We start from the raw sequence: 15,523 nt of genomic DNA on the forward strand, positions 1-15,523 counted from the left end.
GGGCTGCGCGGGGGCGTGAGCCGCATGGATGCGGCGATCGAGCTTACATGGACGTACTTGCAGCGTCCCCCGCGCAGCCCACCCGCCCGGCCAAGCGCGGCTTTTGCTTGTGAACCCACCCCGCCACGAGGGGCTCCGCCGTTGGCCGGAACCCCGCGACAAACCACCACACGTGCGCAATCCCAGCGAACGTCGGACAATGGAGGCCTTGGCGGCCCGCCGCGCCGCCCCTCCCGCTTTCCGCTGCAAGGATTCCCCCATGGCCGCCCGCAAGTCCTCCGCTCCGCTCATCGAAGTTACCGCCCGCCGCGGCCAACCGCTGGGCATGTCCCCGGCCGTGTTCCTGCGCGATTTCTGGCAGAAACGCCCGCTGCTGATCCGCAACGCCTTCCCGGACTTCCAGACCCCGGTGCAGCCGGAAGACCTGGCCGGACTGGCCTGCGAGGAGGGCGTGCTGGCGCGCCTGATCGAACACGACAAGGCCCAGGACAGCTGGCGCGTGCGCAGCGGCCCGTTCCAGGAAGACATCTTCCCCGCCCTGCCCGACCACGACTGGACCCTGCTGGTGCAGGACGTGGACAAGTGGGACAAGGACGTGCGCGCCCTGATCGAACACTTCAGCTTCCTGCCGCGCTGGCGCATGGATGACGTGATGATCAGCTTCGCCGCCACCGGTGGCTCGGTCGGTGCCCATGTCGACCAGTACGACGTGTTCCTGCTGCAGGCCCATGGCCACCGCCGCTGGCAGATCGATGCCAGCGAATCGATCAAGGGCAAGCAGCCGCCGCTGGGCTTCCGCCCGGACGTGGAACTGAAGCTGCTGAAGGTGTTCAAGCCGACCCACGACTGGGTGCTGGCGCCGGGCGACATGCTGTACCTGCCGCCGAACGTGCCGCACCACGGTGTCGCCGAAGATCCGTGCCTGACCTTCTCGTTCGGCATGCGCGCACCGGCCTCGGCCGAGCTGATCAGCGACTACCTGGACACCCTGATCGCCGATGCCGACGAGAACATCCGCTACCAGGATGCCGACCTGAAGGTGCCGGCCGACCCGAACGAAATCGACACGGTGGCGATGGCGCGCGTGATCACTGCGCTCAACGCCATCCGCATGAACGACCCGGACAAGCTGGGCGACTGGTTCGGCCGCTTCATCACCACCTACCGCGCTGCCGGTGAGGTGATGGCGCATCAGGCCGCACCGGCACAGGAGGAAGTCGTCGAAGCACTGGCGTCCGGCCTGCTGCTGCAGCGCCACCCGTGGGCGCGCCTGGCCTGGCGCCGGGCCAAGCGTGGCGCCAGCCTGTATGTCAGCGGCCAGGATTTCGCGCTGCCGGTGAAGGACGCACAGCGCCTGGCCGGTGCCGAGCAGCTCGACGCCGCCGCCTATCGCGGCCTGTCCGACAAGGGCCGCGCGGTGGTCCAGCAGCTGCTGGTCGGTGGTGTGTTCCAGCTGATCGATCCGAACGAGACGTATGACGCTGAAGACGAGGACGACGGCGAGGACGCCGTGGTGCTCGGCGAAGTGGTCGAGTGCCGTGACCGTGTCGACGCGATCGACGCCGATGCGGTATCCGACGATGTCCACACCGTGACCGTGCACGACGACGGCATCGAGGTCATCGTCAACTTCGAAGACCACGACGAAGACGACAGCGACGACGGCCGCGCCTGAGCCTTGCCATGATCCGGGTCCAGCAGGTCAGCCACGCCGACGCCCACTTCGCCATCCACGAGGTACGCCAGCGCGTCTTCGTGCAGGAACAGGGCATCGCCGCCGAGTTGGAACGCGATGCGTTGGACCCGGTCAGCGCCCACGTGCTGGCGCTGGACACCGACGGCGAACCGATCGGCACCGGCCGGCTGGCCCCGGATGGTCGCATCGGCCGCATGGCGGTGCTGGCCAGCCATCGCAGCCGCGGCGTCGGTGAAGCCCTGCTGGAGGCGCTGGTCGAGGCCGGGCGCCGGCTCGGCCTGGACGAGCTGCACCTGCACGCGCAGCTGCCGGCGCGTGATTTCTACGCCCGCCAGGGCTTCCTGCCGGAGGGCGGGGTGTTCGACGAGGCCGGCATCGGCCACCAGCAGATGCGTCGCCGACTGGGCGCGGCCAGCGCCATCGACGACCGCGCCGAGGCGGTGGCGATCACCACGGCCATCATCCACCGCGCCCGTCGCCAGCTGTGGCTGCACAGCCGCCAGCTGGACCCCGGCCTGCTGGACGCGCCGCCGGTACAGGCCGCCCTGCGCCGCTTCGTCACCGCCCGCCACGACAAGCTGCTGCGGGTGATCGTGCACGATGCAGCGGCGATCGCCTCCGCCGATGCACCGCTGCTGGCCTTGGCCCAGCGCCTGCCCAGTGTGATCCAGTTCCGCGAGGTCACCGACCGGGTCGACCGTGCGCTGGCCTCGGCCTGCCTGCTCAACGATGCAGGCGACTTCTACTTTCGTCTGATCGGTCATCGCCTCGACGGCGAGGCCGGCATTGCGCTGCCTGCACGTTCGCAGCCGTTCGAGCAGCAATTGCAGCGCGTCTGGGACCGTTCGCGCGATTGCAGCGAACTGCGTGCGCTCGGCATCTGAGCGGGTACCGCCCACTCAACCTGTCTGGAAGCGGCACCGGGGGACCCGGGATGCCCGTTTTGGTGCCCCTTCCTGTCCGGATGGGGGTACAATTTGGCTGTTTGAACGCGCCCGCGCAGGGCTATTCATCTTCCTGCCGGGTCCTTCTGAAGCCATACCCCACAAAGCGAATCAACACCCTCCATCGTGGACAATCAACTGAAGCAGTTTGCGCAATCTTCGCAGCTCGCCGGCGGCAACGCCTCCTATGTCGAGGACCTGTACGAGCAGTACCTGGTCTCCCCGGACAGTGTCGATCCCAAATGGAAGACCTACTTCGACGGCTTCAAGGGCCGCGAAGCAGGCGACATTCCGCACTCGGCCGTCATCTCCCACATTGCGGACGCGGCCAAGGAAGCGCTGAAGGCCGGCACCGGCAACGGTGCGGGCGACGAGCGTGAACGCAATGTCGGTCGTCTGATCACCGCCTACCGCTCGCGCGGCCACCTGGACGCCCGCCTGGACCCGCTGGGCCTGGCCGCGCCGGTCAACACCCCGGACCTGGGCCTGCCGTTCCACAGCCTGTCCGATGGCGACCTCAACACCGAGTTCAGCACCGGCGGCGTCGGCGGCCAGCCGCGCATGAAGCTGCGCGACCTGCTGGCACGCCTGAAGGCGACCTACACCGGCTCGATCGGTGCGGAGTTCATGCACATCTCCGAGGTCGAGCAGCGCCAGTGGATCTACAAGAAGCTGGAAGCGGCCGGTGGCAACTACCAGCTGGACGCTGACACCCAGCGCCGCACCCTGGAGCGCCTGACTGCGGCCGAAGGCCTGGAGCGCTACCTGCACACCAAGTACGTCGGCCAGAAGCGCTTCTCGCTGGAAGGCGGCGACTCGCTGATCCCGATGATGGACACCATCATCCGCAGCGCCGGCAAGGATGGCGTCAAGGACGTGGTGATCGGCATGGCCCATCGCGGCCGCCTGAATGTGCTGGTCAACACCCTGGGCAAGAACCCGCGCAAGCTGTTCGACGAGTTCGAAGGCAAGTTCGAGCACGACGAGCACGCCTCGGCCGGCGACGTGAAGTACCACATGGGCTTCTCGGCCGATGTGGCTACCGACGGTGGCCCGGTGCACCTGGCGCTGGCGTTCAACCCGTCGCACCTGGAAATCGCCGACCCGGTCGTGGCCGGTTCCGTGCGTTCGCGCCAGGAGCGCCGCAAGGACACTGCCCGCAAGCAGGTCATGCCGATCCTGATCCACGGCGACGCGGCCTTCTCCGGCCAGGGCGTGGTCATGGAGCTGTTCCAGATGTCGCAGGCCCGCGGCTTCGCCGTCGGCGGCACCGTGCACATCGTGGTCAACAACCAGGTCGGTTTCACCACTTCCAACCCGCTGGATACGCGCTCCACGCGCTATGCCACCGACGTGGCGAAGATGATCGCCGCCCCGGTGCTTCACGTGAACGGTGATGATCCGGAAGCCGTCGTGTTCGCCGCGCAGCTGGCCTTCGAGTTCCGCCAGAAGTTCGCCAAGGACGTGGTCATCGATCTGATGTGCTACCGCCGTTGGGGCCACAACGAGGCCGACGAGCCGGCGATCACCCAGCCGCTGATGTACCAGGTGATCCGCAAGCACGCCACCACCCGCGAGATGTACGCCGAGCAGCTGGAAAAGGCAGGCGTGATCGCCGCCGGCGCCGGCAAGGCGATGGTCGATGCCTACCGCGAGAAGCTGGATGCCGGTGAAGTGACCACCGAGCTGGCCAAGGTCGAGAAGACCCCGCCGACGAGCCCGCTGTTCGTCGATTGGCCGAAGCTGCTGGAAGGCAAGCTGTCCGATCCGATCTCGACCAAGGTCGAGAAGAACAAGCTGGTCGAGCTGGCCAAGCTGATCAACACCATTCCCGAAGACGTGCAGCTGCACTCGCGCGTGGCCAAGGTCTACGACGACCGCCGCAAGATGGCTGCCGGCGAGATCCCGGGCGACTGGGGCTTTGCCGAGAACCTGGCCTACGCCACCCTGCTCGACGAGGGCAACGCACTGCGCCTGGTCGGCCAGGACGTGGGCCGCGGTACGTTCACCCACCGCCACGCGATCCTGCACGACCAGAAGACCGACAACTACTACATGCCGCTGCGGCAGCTGGTGGATTCGCCGGAGAAGGCCACCGTCATCGATTCGCTGCTGAGCGAAGAAGCGGTGATGGCCTACGAGTACGGTTTCTCCACCACCGATCCGAACACGCTGTGCATCTGGGAAGGCCAGTTCGGCGACTTCGCCAACGGCGCCCAGGTGGTGATCGACCAGTTCATCGCCGCCGGTGAAGCCAAGTGGGGCCGCATTTCCGGCCTGACCCTGCTGCTGCCGCATGGCTATGAAGGGCAAGGCCCGGAACACAGCTCGGCGCGCCTGGAGCGCTTCCTGCAGCTGTGCGCGCTGGAGAACATGCTGGTGGTCGTGCCGTCGACCCCGGCGCAGGCCTTCCACATGCTGCGTCGCCAGCTGCACATGACCACCCGCAAGCCGCTGGTGGTGATGTCGCCGAAGTCGCTGCTGCGCCACAAGCTGGCCGTGTCGACCCTGGACGAACTGGCCAACGGCGAGTTCCAGCACCTGATCGGCGACGCCAACGCGGACGCCAAGAAGGTCAAGCGCGTGGTGCTGTGCTCGGGCAAGGTCTACTACGACCTGCTGGAAGACCAGACCAAGCGTGGCCAGGACGACGTGGCGATCATCCGCGTGGAGCAGCTGTATCCGTTCCCGCGTGCGCTGCTGGCTGCCGAACTGAAGAAGTACGGCAAGGCCACCGACGTGGTGTGGACGCAGGAAGAACCGCAGAACCAGGGTGCGTGGTACCAGATCCGCCACCACCTGCAGTTCTGCCTGGCCGATGGCCAGAACCTGCACTACGCCGGTCGCGCACGTTCGGCTTCGCCGGCTGCCGGTCACATGGCTGACCACGTCCGCGAACAGCAGCAGCTGGTCGCCGACGCACTGGTCAACCCGTTCAACGACACGTTCGCTGAATAATCCTCCCCTATTTAGAAGACAAACCAGGAAGCTCCCGCAATGGCCACCGAAGTCAAAGCCCCGGTACTGCCCGAATCCGTCGCCGACGGCACCATCGCCACCTGGCACAAGAAGGTGGGCGACGCCGTCAAGCGCGACGAAAACCTGCTTGACCTGGAAACCGACAAGGTCGTCCTGGAAGTGCCGTCGCCGGTCGACGGCGTGCTCAAGGAAATCAAGTTCGCCGAAGGCTCGACCGTGACCTCCAGCCAGGTCGTGGCGATCATCGAAGAAGGCGCCGTGGCTGCTGCCCCGGCTCCGGCTGCTGAAGCCGCTCCGGCAGCAGCCGCTGCCCCGGCCGCTGCTGCTCCGGCGGCTGCCGCCGCTCCGGCCCCGGCTGCCAAGTCGGCTGCCGATGCCCTGCCGCCGGGCGCCCGCTTCACCGCCATCACCGAAGGTGTGAACCCGGCCGACGTCGACGGCACCGGCCGTCGCGGCGCGGTCACCAAGGAAGACATCGTCAACTTCGCTCGCAATGGCGGCGCCGGCAAGGCCGGTGGCGCACGTCCGGAAGAACGCGTGCCGATGACCCGCATCCGCAAGCGCATCGCCGAGCGCCTGATGGAGTCGAAGAACTCCACTGCCATGCTGACCACCTTCAACGAAGTCGACCTGTCCAAGGTGTCGGCGGCGCGCAAGGAACTGCAGGACGAGTTCGTCAAGGCCCACGGCATCAAGCTGGGCTTCATGAGCTTCTTCGTGAAGGCCGCGGCCAATGCGCTGCAGCGCTTCCCGCTGGTCAACGCCTCGATCGACGGCGACGACATCATCTACCACGGCTACTCGGACATCTCGATCGCCGTGTCGACCGAGAAGGGCCTGGTCACCCCGGTCCTGCGCAACGTCGAGCGCATGTCGTTCGCCGACATCGAGAAGACCATCGCCGACTACGCCAAGAAGGCGCGTGACGGCAAGCTGGGCCTGGATGAACTGCAGGGCGGCACCTTCACCGTGACCAACGGCGGCACCTTCGGTTCGCTGCTGTCGACCCCGATCATCAACCCGCCGCAGAGCGCCATCCTGGGCATGCACGCCATCAAGGAGCGTCCGATCGCCCAGAACGGCCAGGTCGTGATCGCGCCGATGATGTACCTGGCGCTGTCGTACGACCACCGCATCATCGACGGCAAGGATTCGGTGCAGTTCCTGGTGGACATCAAGAACCAGCTGGAAAACCCGGGCCGCATGCTGTTCGGCCTGTAAGAAACCTCCCGCCCCTCCGCGCCTGCGCGGAGGGGTTCTGGTAATGCATCAAGGAATAATTCAATGGCTGAACAATTCGACGTCGTCGTCATCGGTGCCGGCCCGGCCGGTTACCACGCTGCCATCCGCGCGGCCCAGCTGGGCCTGAAGACCGCCTGCATCGACGCAGCGCTGGGCAAGGACGGCAAGCCGGCCCTCGGCGGCACCTGCCTGCGCGTGGGCTGCATCCCGTCCAAGGCGCTGCTGGATTCCTCGCGCCAGTTCTGGAACATGGGCCACATCTTTGGCGACCACGGCATCAGCTTCAAGGATGCCAAGATCGACGTCGAGGCGATGGTTGGCCGCAAGGACAAGATCGTCAAGCAGTTCACCGGCGGCATCGGCATGCTGTTCAAGGCCAACAAGGTCGCCGCCTACTACGGCTTCGGCGAACTGCAGCCGGGCAACGTGGTCAAGGTCACCCAGCATGACGGTTCCATCGTCGAGCTGAAGGGCACCAACGTCATCATCGCGGCCGGTTCGGATTCGATCGAACTGCCGTTTGCCAAGTTCGACGGCGAGACCATCGTCGACAACGTCGGCGGCCTGGACTTCACCGAAGTGCCGAACCGCCTGGCGGTGATCGGCGCCGGCGTGATCGGCCTGGAACTGGGCAGCGTGTGGAAGCGCCTGGGTGCTGAAGTCACCATCCTCGAAGCCATGCCGGAGTTCCTGGCGGCTGCCGACACCGAAGTGGCCAAGGCCGCTGCCAAGGAATTCAAGAAGCAGGGCCTGGACATCAAGCTCAACGCCAAGGTCTCCAAGACCGAGATCACCGGCAAGGGCAAGAAGAAGGAAGTCATCGTCACCTATACCGACGCTGAAGGCGAAAAGACCCTGACCGTGGACAAGCTGCTGGTGGCCGTCGGCCGTCGCGCCGCCACCAAGGGCCTGCTGGCCGAAGGCACCGGCGTCAAGATCAACGAGCGCGGCCAGATCGAAGTCGACGCGCACTGCCACACCGGCGTCAACGGCGTGTGGGCGGTCGGCGACTGCGTGCGCGGCCCGATGCTGGCGCACAAGGGCTTCGAGGAAGGCATCGCGGTGGCTGAGCTGATCGCCGGCCTGCCGGGCCACGTCAACTTCGACACCATCCCGTGGGTCATCTACACCGAGCCGGAACTGGCCTGGGTCGGCAAGACCGAAGCCCAGCTGAAGGCCGAAGGCATTCCGTACAAGGCTGGCAGCTTCCCGTTCGCCGCCAACGGCCGTGCCGTGGCGATGATCGAACCGGCCGGCTTCGTGAAGATCCTGGCCCACGCCGAAACCGATCGCATCCTCGGCATGCACTTGGTCGGCGCCAACGTCTCCGAGCTGGTGCACGAAGGTGTGCTGACCATGGAGTTCAGCGGCTCGGCCGATGACCTGGCCCGCATCTGCCATGCCCACCCGTCGCTGTCGGAAGTGATCCACGACGCGGCGATGGCGGTCAGCAAGCGCGCCATCCACAAGGCGAACTGACCTGCATCCGGGTGCGTGCCGACCGTTGGTCGGCACACTCCTGCAAACAGAAAACCCCGCCTCGGCGGGGCTTTTTGTTGCCCTTCTTCATGTAGAGCCGAGCCTACGCTCGGCTGCGCACTTGGCGGTCCGTGAAGGCACAGCCGAGCATCGGCTCGGCGCTACACCTTTCCAGCCGGCTTCTTCGGTGGATCGTCGCAGACCCTGTGCTGCACCACCGTCTCGCCGACCTTCCACTCCTTCGTGACCCGGCAGCGCTCCTTGGCCTTCGGTACCGTCGAGGGTTTCGCCCCCGCAGCATTCGCTTCATCAGCACCGGCTGCCTGCTGCCGCTCCAGCCACGCCGACGGTGGCGCGGGCGGTGCGGCCAGCACCGGGCCTGACAACAGGGCCAGACCGACCAGCAGCACCATCCTCATGCGGCCACCGCCCGGCCACCCAGCAACCGCGCCGGCAGCATGAACAGCGCGCGCAGGAAGGCGAACAGGGCCGAGAAGGTGATGCCGACCAGGCGGAACGGCAGGCTCAGCAGCCAGACGAACGGCCAGGCGATCAGGGCGAGGATCGCCAGCGGCCAGCACAGCACGAACAGCAGGCACCACACACCGAGCGCGAACAGGGTCTTCATCACGGTCTCCTTGGGGCGGCACCCTGCCGCCTGGGACCACCTTGGCGCCCTGCCCCGGCGGCCGCAAATGGTTTGCGACGAAACCGGGCTGGGGGCGATGAAAGCGATCCAGCGCCGTTGTAGAGCCGAGCCTACGCTCGGCTTTCCAGAAGCAGCCGAGCGTGGGCTCGGCTCTACAGGAGCTGCACTGCGCCCGGACGGCCGTGGGTGACCTGGAAGCGCGCCGCAGTACGCACCGGCGCATCCGCGCGCAGCACGCTGTCGGCGAAGCGCAGCTCGGCGTCCACGGTCTGCCGGTTCAGCTGCAGCTTCCACCAGCCGCGGCGGTCGCCGTCGAAGTAACGGATGTGCGGGTTCTGCGGAATCGATGGCCCGTAATACGGTCCATACGGTGTGTCGTCGCCGCCGCTGCTGATCGCCGGAGCGATGAATTCGGTGGCCACGACCGGCGCACTGGCGGCATCGAAGTCCAGCTTCAGGTCGTTGACGAAGGTGGAATGCCAGTCCCCGCCCAGCACGATGGCATTACCCTGCCCACCCGCCTGCATCGCCTGCAGCAGGCGGTTGCGTGCCGCCGGATAACCGTCCCAGGCATCGTTCCAGAAACGTTCGCGCGGCTTGCCGCCGTCCAGCCGCAGCTGCGCCATCAGCAGCTGCTGCACCACCACGTTCCAGCGCGTGCCGCGTGCGGCCGCCATCGACTGCGCGAACCAGGCTTCCTGGCCCACGCCCAGCATGCTCATGCGCGGGTCCAGGGCCGCCTCGCAGCGCGGCGACTCGCCCACCCCACAGGGGTTGGCCGGACGGAACTGGCGGCAGTCGAGCAGGGTCAGCTGTGCCAGATCGCCGTAACGCAGGCGCCGATGCACGCGCAGGCCACCGTTGCCCGCAGGCGTGCCGCGCATCGGCAGGTGCTCGTAGAACGCGCGGTAGGCCGCCGCGCGGCGAACGATGAAGTCCTCCGTCGAGACGCCAGGCTTCTCCGGATGGATGCCGGAGTAATCGTTCTGCACTTCGTGGTCGTCCCAGATCACCGCGAACGCGTGTGCGGCGTGCGCGGCCTGCAGATCGGGATCGAGCTTGTACAGCGCATACTGGTTGCGATAGCGCTCCAGGCTGACGGTCTCGCCGCTGAAGCGCCCGGCATCCAGCGTGCGTCCGCGCGCATTCTGCAGCGGGCTGTATTCGTACAGGTAGTCACCGGCATGCAGCACCAGGTCGACGTCGGTCTGCGCGATGTCACGCAGCACCGGGTAGTAGCCGCTGTTCCAGGCCTGGCAGGTGCACAGTGCCAGCCGCAGCTGCTGCAGCTGCGTGTCCAGCAGCGGCGCGGTGCGGAAATGACCGACCGCGCTTTCCTCATCGCCATCGCAGGCGAAACGGTAGTAGTAGTCACGGCCCGGGCGCAGGCCGTTGACCTCCACATGTACCGAGTGCGCCAGCTCGGGCACCGCCGCGGCGACACCACGCTGCACCAGCCGGCGCATGCCCGGGTCTTCGGCCACGAACCAGCGCACCGGCACCGCCCGCGACGGCATGCCGCCGCCGTTGAGCGGGTCCGGCGCCAGCCGCGTCCACAGCACCGCTCCCTGCGGATCCGGATCGCCGGCGGCGACGCCCAAGGTGAACGGATCACGTCCCAACCGCGGGCGTGGGCCGGCCGTAGCCAGCCCCGGCATCGCTGCCAGCGCGATCGCCGCTCCCGTACCCTGCCACGCCATGCGCAGCAGGCGACGACGGCTTTCCGGATCGACTGGCCCGCGCATCAGAAGTGCACGGTAGCGGTCGCCATCACCTGCCGCGGCGCGCCCACCTGCATGGTCGCCAGGCTGCGGGTCGGGTCGGCGGCGTAGGTGCCGTTGGTGTTGATCGAGGACAGATAACGCTTGTCGGTCAGGTTGGTCAGGTTCAGCGCCACGGTCAGGTTCTGTGCCGGGCCGAGCTTGCCGAAGTCATAGGCCGCCGAAGCGTTGACCAGCCAGTAGCTGGGCACCGACACGTCGTTGGTATAGGTCACGTAACGCTTGCCGACATGGTTGGCGGCCAGGCGCAGGTCCCACGGGCCCGGCGTCCAGGCCAGGGTGCTGGCGAACATCCATTCCGGGGTGTCGACGGTCTTCTTGCCCCGGGTCGGCACCACGCCGTTGTTCACGTAGTCGTTGTCGTAGGTGCTGTCATTCCACGACAGCGCGTTGGACCAGGTCAGGCCCTGCATCGGCTTCAGCTGCAGGGTCGCCTCGGCGCCGCGGCTGGTCACCGAACCGACGTTCGAGAACAGCGCCGGGCAACCGAGGATGCCCACGCACTGCGCGATGGCCAGCAGACGGTTGTCGAACTTCACGTCGTACACCGCCACCGAGGCTTCATAGCCCTGGCCGTAGCCGCGCCAGCCCAGCTCGAGGGTGCGCGACTGTTCCGGCTTCAGGTTCTTCGCGCTGGCATCGAATGCGGCCTGCGGTACGTTGAACGGGCTGCCCACGCCCAGCGCATAGGCGGCGATGTTCTTGGCGAACGAGCCGAAGATCTCGTTGCCTTCGTTGAGCTTGAAGTTGAAGCCGGCCTGCGGCAGGAAACCCTTCTTCGAGGTCAGGCTGCTGTTGCTGGCATAGCTGCCCAGCGGCGTGCGCACGCGGGTGCGGGTGTTCGGTGACTTTGCACCGATGTCGATGGTCAGGCGGTCATCGAACAGGCGGAAGCGGTCCTGCACGTAGAACTGGCGGGTGATGGTGGTGTAGCGCTGGTGCCACACGCGCTGGTCCGGATTGCGCAGGAAGAAATCGTCGGTGATCGGGCCGTCGATGTAATAGAAGTTGCGCTGCACGCTGTGGCCGTTGTCTTCGTACCACAGGCCCGCTTCCAGTTCGTGGCCCGCCACGTTCCAGGTGAACGCTGAGGTCACGCCCGTGCGGTCGATCGCATACTCGGTGGTGCGGATCGAGATCGGGATCTCGCGGCTGGTGCCCGGGTTCGACGGATTGGACGGGCTGAACCAGTGGCCCTGGCCACGGTTGCTGTGGTTGTAGACGTTCACCTTCAGGCGCATCGACTCGTTCAGGCCGAAATCGCCGGCAATGCTGGACAGATCGTCATTGCGCAGGCCGTGGCCGGAGTAATACGCGTCCCACGGGCTGTTGACGCCGCCGCTGAACGTGCCGCGTGCGGCGGCCACCGCGCGATCCCAGTCCGGGGCGTAGTTGTCCCAGTCCCAGCCCAGGCGATCGATCATCTCCAGCGACAGGTCCTGGTAGTCGGCCTCGACGCGGCGCGATGCGTTGAACAGTGCGGTGATCCTGCTGTCCGCACCGAAGTTGTAGGTGGCCTTGCCGTTGAACTGCTTCAGCTCCTGCGAACCCTTGCCCTTCCACTTGTCGCCTTCTGAATACACGCCGGACAGGTAGGCAGCGAAGCCCTGATGTTCACCGGTCTCCAGGCGCGCATAGCTGCGGCGCGCACTGTCGCTGCCGAAGCTCTGTGCCAGCACCACGCCATACTCGGTGGACGGATCGATCGAATAGAACTGGAACACGCCGCCGAGGTTGCTGGTCGACGGCGTGCCCAGCGCACCGATGCCGGTGGAGACTTCGGCACCGCCCAGGTTCTCGCTGATCACCGCGCGGCTGATGTGCAGGCCATTGCTGTTGCCGTAGGCCATGTTGCCCAGCGGAATGCCATCGAGCGTGTAGCCCAGGCGGTTCTGGTTGAAGCCACGCAGGCTGATGGTGGTGGACCATTCGTAGGCGCCGGTGGCATCGGCCGATTCGAAATGCACGCCCGGCTTGGTCGCCAGCAGCTTCAGCGGGTTGGCGCCGGGCGGCAGCACCTTCATGTCCTCGGCGGTCACGCGCTGCACCTGCCGGGCTTCGCCGCGACCGATCACCGAGATCGAATCGAGCGTGGTGGCCGACTGGGCATCAGTGCCGGGGGCGGTTTCAGCAGCGGCCAACGAGGGGAGCGAAGCACAGACCAGCAAGGCCAGCAGATTGCGGCGGAGCGGAGCGTGGGACGACATGGGGGCGGATTCCTTGGGCACGCTGGACGCCGAAGGGCGGCGTCGAAGGGCAGCAGCGGCGGAATCGTAGAAGCGTCGCGTTACATGTCATTTACACGCCACATACGGAAGATGGGCGTTTCGAATGGTTTGCCGACCAGGAGGTGGTGCCGGCCGGCGGCCGGCACGGTCGTTACTCGAACGAACCGACCGAGTCGTGGGCCAGGTTGTCGAAGCGGGTGTATTCGCCGAAGAACTTCAGCTTGCACGAACCGGTCGGGCCACCACGGTGCTTGCCGATGATGATCTCGGCCAGGCCCTTGTCCGGCGAATTTTCCTTGTTGTAGTAATCATCGCGGTAGATGAAGACGATCATGTCCGCATCCTGCTCGATTGCGCCCGATTCGCGAAGGTCGGCCATCACCGGGCGCTTGTCGGTACGCGTTTCCAGCGAGCGGTTGAGCTGCGACAGCGCGATCACCGGCACGTGCAGTTCCTTGGCCAGGCCCTTCAGCGAACGCGAGATTTCCGAGATTTCCGTCGCGCGGTTCTCGCTGTTGCCCGGCACGCTCATCAGCTGCAGGTAGTCGATCACCACCAGGCCCAGGTCGTGCTCGCGCTTGAGGCGGCGGCACTTGGAACGCAGCACTTCCGGCGACACGCCTGGCGTATCGTCGATGAAGATCTTGGTTTCCTTCAGCATCTTGATCGCGCTGGTGACGCGGCTCCAGTCCTCGTCTTCCAGCTGGCCGGTACGCAGGCGCTGCGCGTTGATGCGGCCGTTGGAGGAGATCAGGCGCATCGCCAGCTGCGAGGCCGACATTTCCATCGAGAACACCGCCACGCCCTTCTTCGACTTGATCGCCGCGTACTCGGCGATGTTCAGTGCGAACGTGGTCTTGCCCATGGCCGGGCGCGCGGCGAGGATGATCAGGTCGGTCGGCTGCAGGCCGGCGGTCATCGCATCGAAGTCGTTGTAGCCGGTCGGCAGGCCGGTGATGTTGCCGCCGTTCTCGAAGCGGTTGCGCAGCTCCTCGAAGGCATCCTTCAGCGCGCCAGGCATGGCCACGAAGTCGGTACGTCCGCGTGCCCCCTGCTCGGCGATGGCGAACACGCTCTTTTCCGCCGATGCCAGAAGCTCGCTGCTGTCACGGCCTTCGGGCTGGAAGCCATCGTTGACGATGTCGGTGCCGACCTGGATCAGCTGCCGCAGCACCGCCTTGTCACGCACGATCTCGGCATAGGCCACGATGTTGGCCGCCGATGGCGTAGTGCTCGCCAGCTCGATCAGGTAGGCGCCATCGCCCACCAGCTCCAGCTTGCCCTGCGATTCGAACCACTCGCCCAGGGTCACCGCGTCGAACGGCCGCTCGCGCTCGGACAGTTCGCGGATCGCGCGGTAGATCATCTGGTGGTCGCGGCGGTAGAAATCACCCTCGGTCAGCTGATCGTTGACCCGATCATAGGCCTCCGGCGCCAGCATCAGGCCCCCCAGCACCGCCTGCTCGGCTTCCACCGAATGCGGCGGCACGCGCAGCTGGTCGATACGCGATTCGTCGCGATCGCGATCGAAGCCATCACCGCGCTCTCTGCGGTTGGAACGGAAGCCGGAACGAGCGGACATGCTGCGGTGTTTCCTGCAAAAGTGGGCCGGACGAGTGTAGTCATGCGCCGACCCCGGCAGCCATGGACAAGCCTGTGGATAAGCCGTGGAGAAACGGGGGATATCCGCCAGTGCCTGGCCACTCTGGCGCGGGGGCGTCGCAGTGCCTGCGACGGGCGCCGTTGCGACGCCCGAGTTGAGCATTATCGCAGATCAGGCCACCAAGGTCGGATTCCGTGCAGCGTACGCGCTCTGGCCCGCTTAGCGGGGCGTGGGGTCAGAGCCCGTCGCTGCGCGCCGGGATCCGACCCCGGGCGTGGTTGGGGTCGGATCCCTCTGCAACGCAGAGCGCTCTGACCCATCGGCCTCAATCGCCCTTCACGTGCACCGCGATCAGTGCCAGGAACCGGTCCACGTAGCTCTGCAGGAACTTCTGCGTGCCCTCGTTGTGGATCGTGCCGTCGGCATCGATCAGGCCGTCCTTGAAGTGGATGAACGCTTCGGGCTGGCCGAGCACATGCATGTCCAGGAAAGCCAGGCTGATGCGCAGGTGCTGCTGGGCCACGGCGGTACCGATCTGGCCGATGGAGGCGCCGATCACCGCCGCCGGCTTGCCGGCAAACGCACTGTCACCGTACGGGCGCGAGCCGATGTCGATGGCGTTTTTCAGCACGCCCGGCACCGACCGGTTGTATTCGGGGGTCACGAACAGCACCGCGTCGGCGGCACGCACCTGATCCTTCAGCCGGGTGCCCTGCGGCGGGTACTGGCCATCGAAATCCTGGTCGTACAGCGGCAGATCGCCGATCTGCACGTACTGGAAGCGCGCGCGGTCGCCAGCGATCTTCTCCAGCGCATGGGCCAGCTTGCGGTTGCAGGAATCCTTGCGCAGGCTGCCGACGAACACGGCGATGGTAGGGACGGACATCGGGACATACTCCTCACGGTGCGGGAGGCCCAGCCT

At 66.4% G+C, this 15,523-nt stretch carries 11 protein-coding genes; 5 read left to right on the forward strand and 6 right to left on the reverse strand.

The genetic code is table 11. From position 1 onward, the window contains the following. Positions 1–259 precede the first annotated feature (259 nt). From V3B41_RS08490 to lpdA, 5 genes are all read left to right on the forward strand, one after another. Positions 260–1,675, forward strand: coding sequence for a cupin domain-containing protein (locus tag V3B41_RS08490; protein ID WP_329860680.1), 1,416 nt, complete (start codon positions 260–262; stop codon positions 1,673–1,675). A gap of 8 nt (positions 1,676–1,683) precedes the next feature. Continuing rightward, the gene (locus tag V3B41_RS08495) at positions 1,684–2,580 is read left to right on the forward strand and encodes a GNAT family N-acetyltransferase (protein WP_295551243.1); all 897 of its coding nucleotides are present in this window, start codon (positions 1,684–1,686) and stop codon (positions 2,578–2,580) included. Between the two features lie 186 nt (positions 2,581–2,766). After that, on the forward strand, positions 2,767–5,598 hold the full coding sequence (locus V3B41_RS08500) for a 2-oxoglutarate dehydrogenase E1 component (RefSeq protein ID WP_049429412.1): 2,832 nt from the start codon (positions 2,767–2,769) through the stop codon (positions 5,596–5,598). 39 nt (positions 5,599–5,637) lie between these two features. Then, on the forward strand, positions 5,638–6,840 hold the full coding sequence (gene sucB / locus V3B41_RS08505) for a dihydrolipoyllysine-residue succinyltransferase (RefSeq protein WP_005410272.1): 1,203 nt from the start codon (positions 5,638–5,640) through the stop codon (positions 6,838–6,840). A gap of 63 nt (positions 6,841–6,903) precedes the next feature. Beyond that, on the forward strand, positions 6,904–8,340 hold the full coding sequence (gene lpdA / locus V3B41_RS08510; protein WP_197620688.1) for a dihydrolipoyl dehydrogenase: 1,437 nt from the start codon (positions 6,904–6,906) through the stop codon (positions 8,338–8,340). 161 nt (positions 8,341–8,501) lie between these two features. Here the strand turns inward: lpdA and V3B41_RS08515 are convergent, their stop codons facing one another. The 6 genes from V3B41_RS08515 to V3B41_RS08540 form a co-directional block, all read right to left on the reverse strand. Beyond that, positions 8,502–8,759, reverse strand: coding sequence for a hypothetical protein (locus V3B41_RS08515; RefSeq protein WP_197620686.1), 258 nt, complete (start codon positions 8,757–8,759; stop codon positions 8,502–8,504). Next, on the reverse strand, positions 8,756–8,968 hold the full coding sequence (locus V3B41_RS08520) for a hypothetical protein (RefSeq protein ID WP_010486834.1): 213 nt from the start codon (positions 8,966–8,968) through the stop codon (positions 8,756–8,758). The genes V3B41_RS08515 and V3B41_RS08520 overlap by 4 nt, the downstream gene beginning before the upstream one ends. Before the next feature lie 173 nt (positions 8,969–9,141). After that, positions 9,142–10,734 carry an alkaline phosphatase D family protein gene (locus tag V3B41_RS08525; protein WP_197633733.1) on the reverse strand — a complete coding sequence of 531 codons (1,593 nt, stop codon included), beginning with the start codon at positions 10,732–10,734 and terminating at the stop codon, positions 9,142–9,144. After that, complete coding sequence (locus V3B41_RS08530) at positions 10,734–12,977, reverse strand: TonB-dependent receptor (protein ID WP_197633734.1); 2,244 nt, start codon at positions 12,975–12,977, stop codon at positions 10,734–10,736. Before V3B41_RS08530 ends, V3B41_RS08525 begins: the two co-directional genes overlap by 1 nt. Before the next feature lie 172 nt (positions 12,978–13,149). Then, the gene (locus V3B41_RS08535; protein ID WP_005410278.1) at positions 13,150–14,580 is read right to left on the reverse strand and encodes a replicative DNA helicase; all 1,431 of its coding nucleotides are present in this window, start codon (positions 14,578–14,580) and stop codon (positions 13,150–13,152) included. Positions 14,581–14,926: 346 nt separating this feature from the next. Continuing rightward, positions 14,927–15,487, reverse strand: coding sequence for an NAD(P)H-dependent oxidoreductase (locus V3B41_RS08540; RefSeq protein ID WP_197620681.1), 561 nt, complete (start codon positions 15,485–15,487; stop codon positions 14,927–14,929). Positions 15,488–15,523 lie beyond the last annotated feature (36 nt).

The sequence above is a fragment of the Stenotrophomonas sp. SMYL89 genome, assembly GCF_036319985.1.
In the GTDB taxonomy this organism is placed as follows: Bacteria; Pseudomonadota; Gammaproteobacteria; order Xanthomonadales; family Xanthomonadaceae; genus Stenotrophomonas; species Stenotrophomonas maltophilia_Q.

Excerpts from the sequence above, each read along its gene's own strand:
- V3B41_RS08490 (WP_329860680.1), top strand. The coding sequence starts at position 260 with ATGGCCGCCCGCAAGTCCTCCGCTCCGCTCATCGAAGTTACCGCCCGC.
- V3B41_RS08520 (WP_010486834.1), bottom strand. The coding sequence starts at position 8,968 with ATGAAGACCCTGTTCGCGCTCGGTGTGTGGTGCCTGCTGTTCGTGCTG.
- V3B41_RS08530 (WP_197633734.1), bottom strand. The coding sequence starts at position 12,977 with ATGTCGTCCCACGCTCCGCTCCGCCGCAATCTGCTGGCCTTGCTGGTC.
- V3B41_RS08525 (WP_197633733.1), bottom strand. The coding sequence starts at position 10,734 with ATGCGCGGGCCAGTCGATCCGGAAAGCCGTCGTCGCCTGCTGCGCATG.
- V3B41_RS08535 (WP_005410278.1), bottom strand. The coding sequence starts at position 14,580 with ATGTCCGCTCGTTCCGGCTTCCGTTCCAACCGCAGAGAGCGCGGTGAT.
- sucB (WP_005410272.1), top strand. The coding sequence starts at position 5,638 with ATGGCCACCGAAGTCAAAGCCCCGGTACTGCCCGAATCCGTCGCCGAC.
- V3B41_RS08515 (WP_197620686.1), bottom strand. The coding sequence starts at position 8,759 with ATGAGGATGGTGCTGCTGGTCGGTCTGGCCCTGTTGTCAGGCCCGGTG.
- V3B41_RS08540 (WP_197620681.1), bottom strand. The coding sequence starts at position 15,487 with ATGTCCGTCCCTACCATCGCCGTGTTCGTCGGCAGCCTGCGCAAGGAT.
- V3B41_RS08495 (WP_295551243.1), top strand. The coding sequence starts at position 1,684 with ATGATCCGGGTCCAGCAGGTCAGCCACGCCGACGCCCACTTCGCCATC.
- lpdA (WP_197620688.1), top strand. The coding sequence starts at position 6,904 with ATGGCTGAACAATTCGACGTCGTCGTCATCGGTGCCGGCCCGGCCGGT.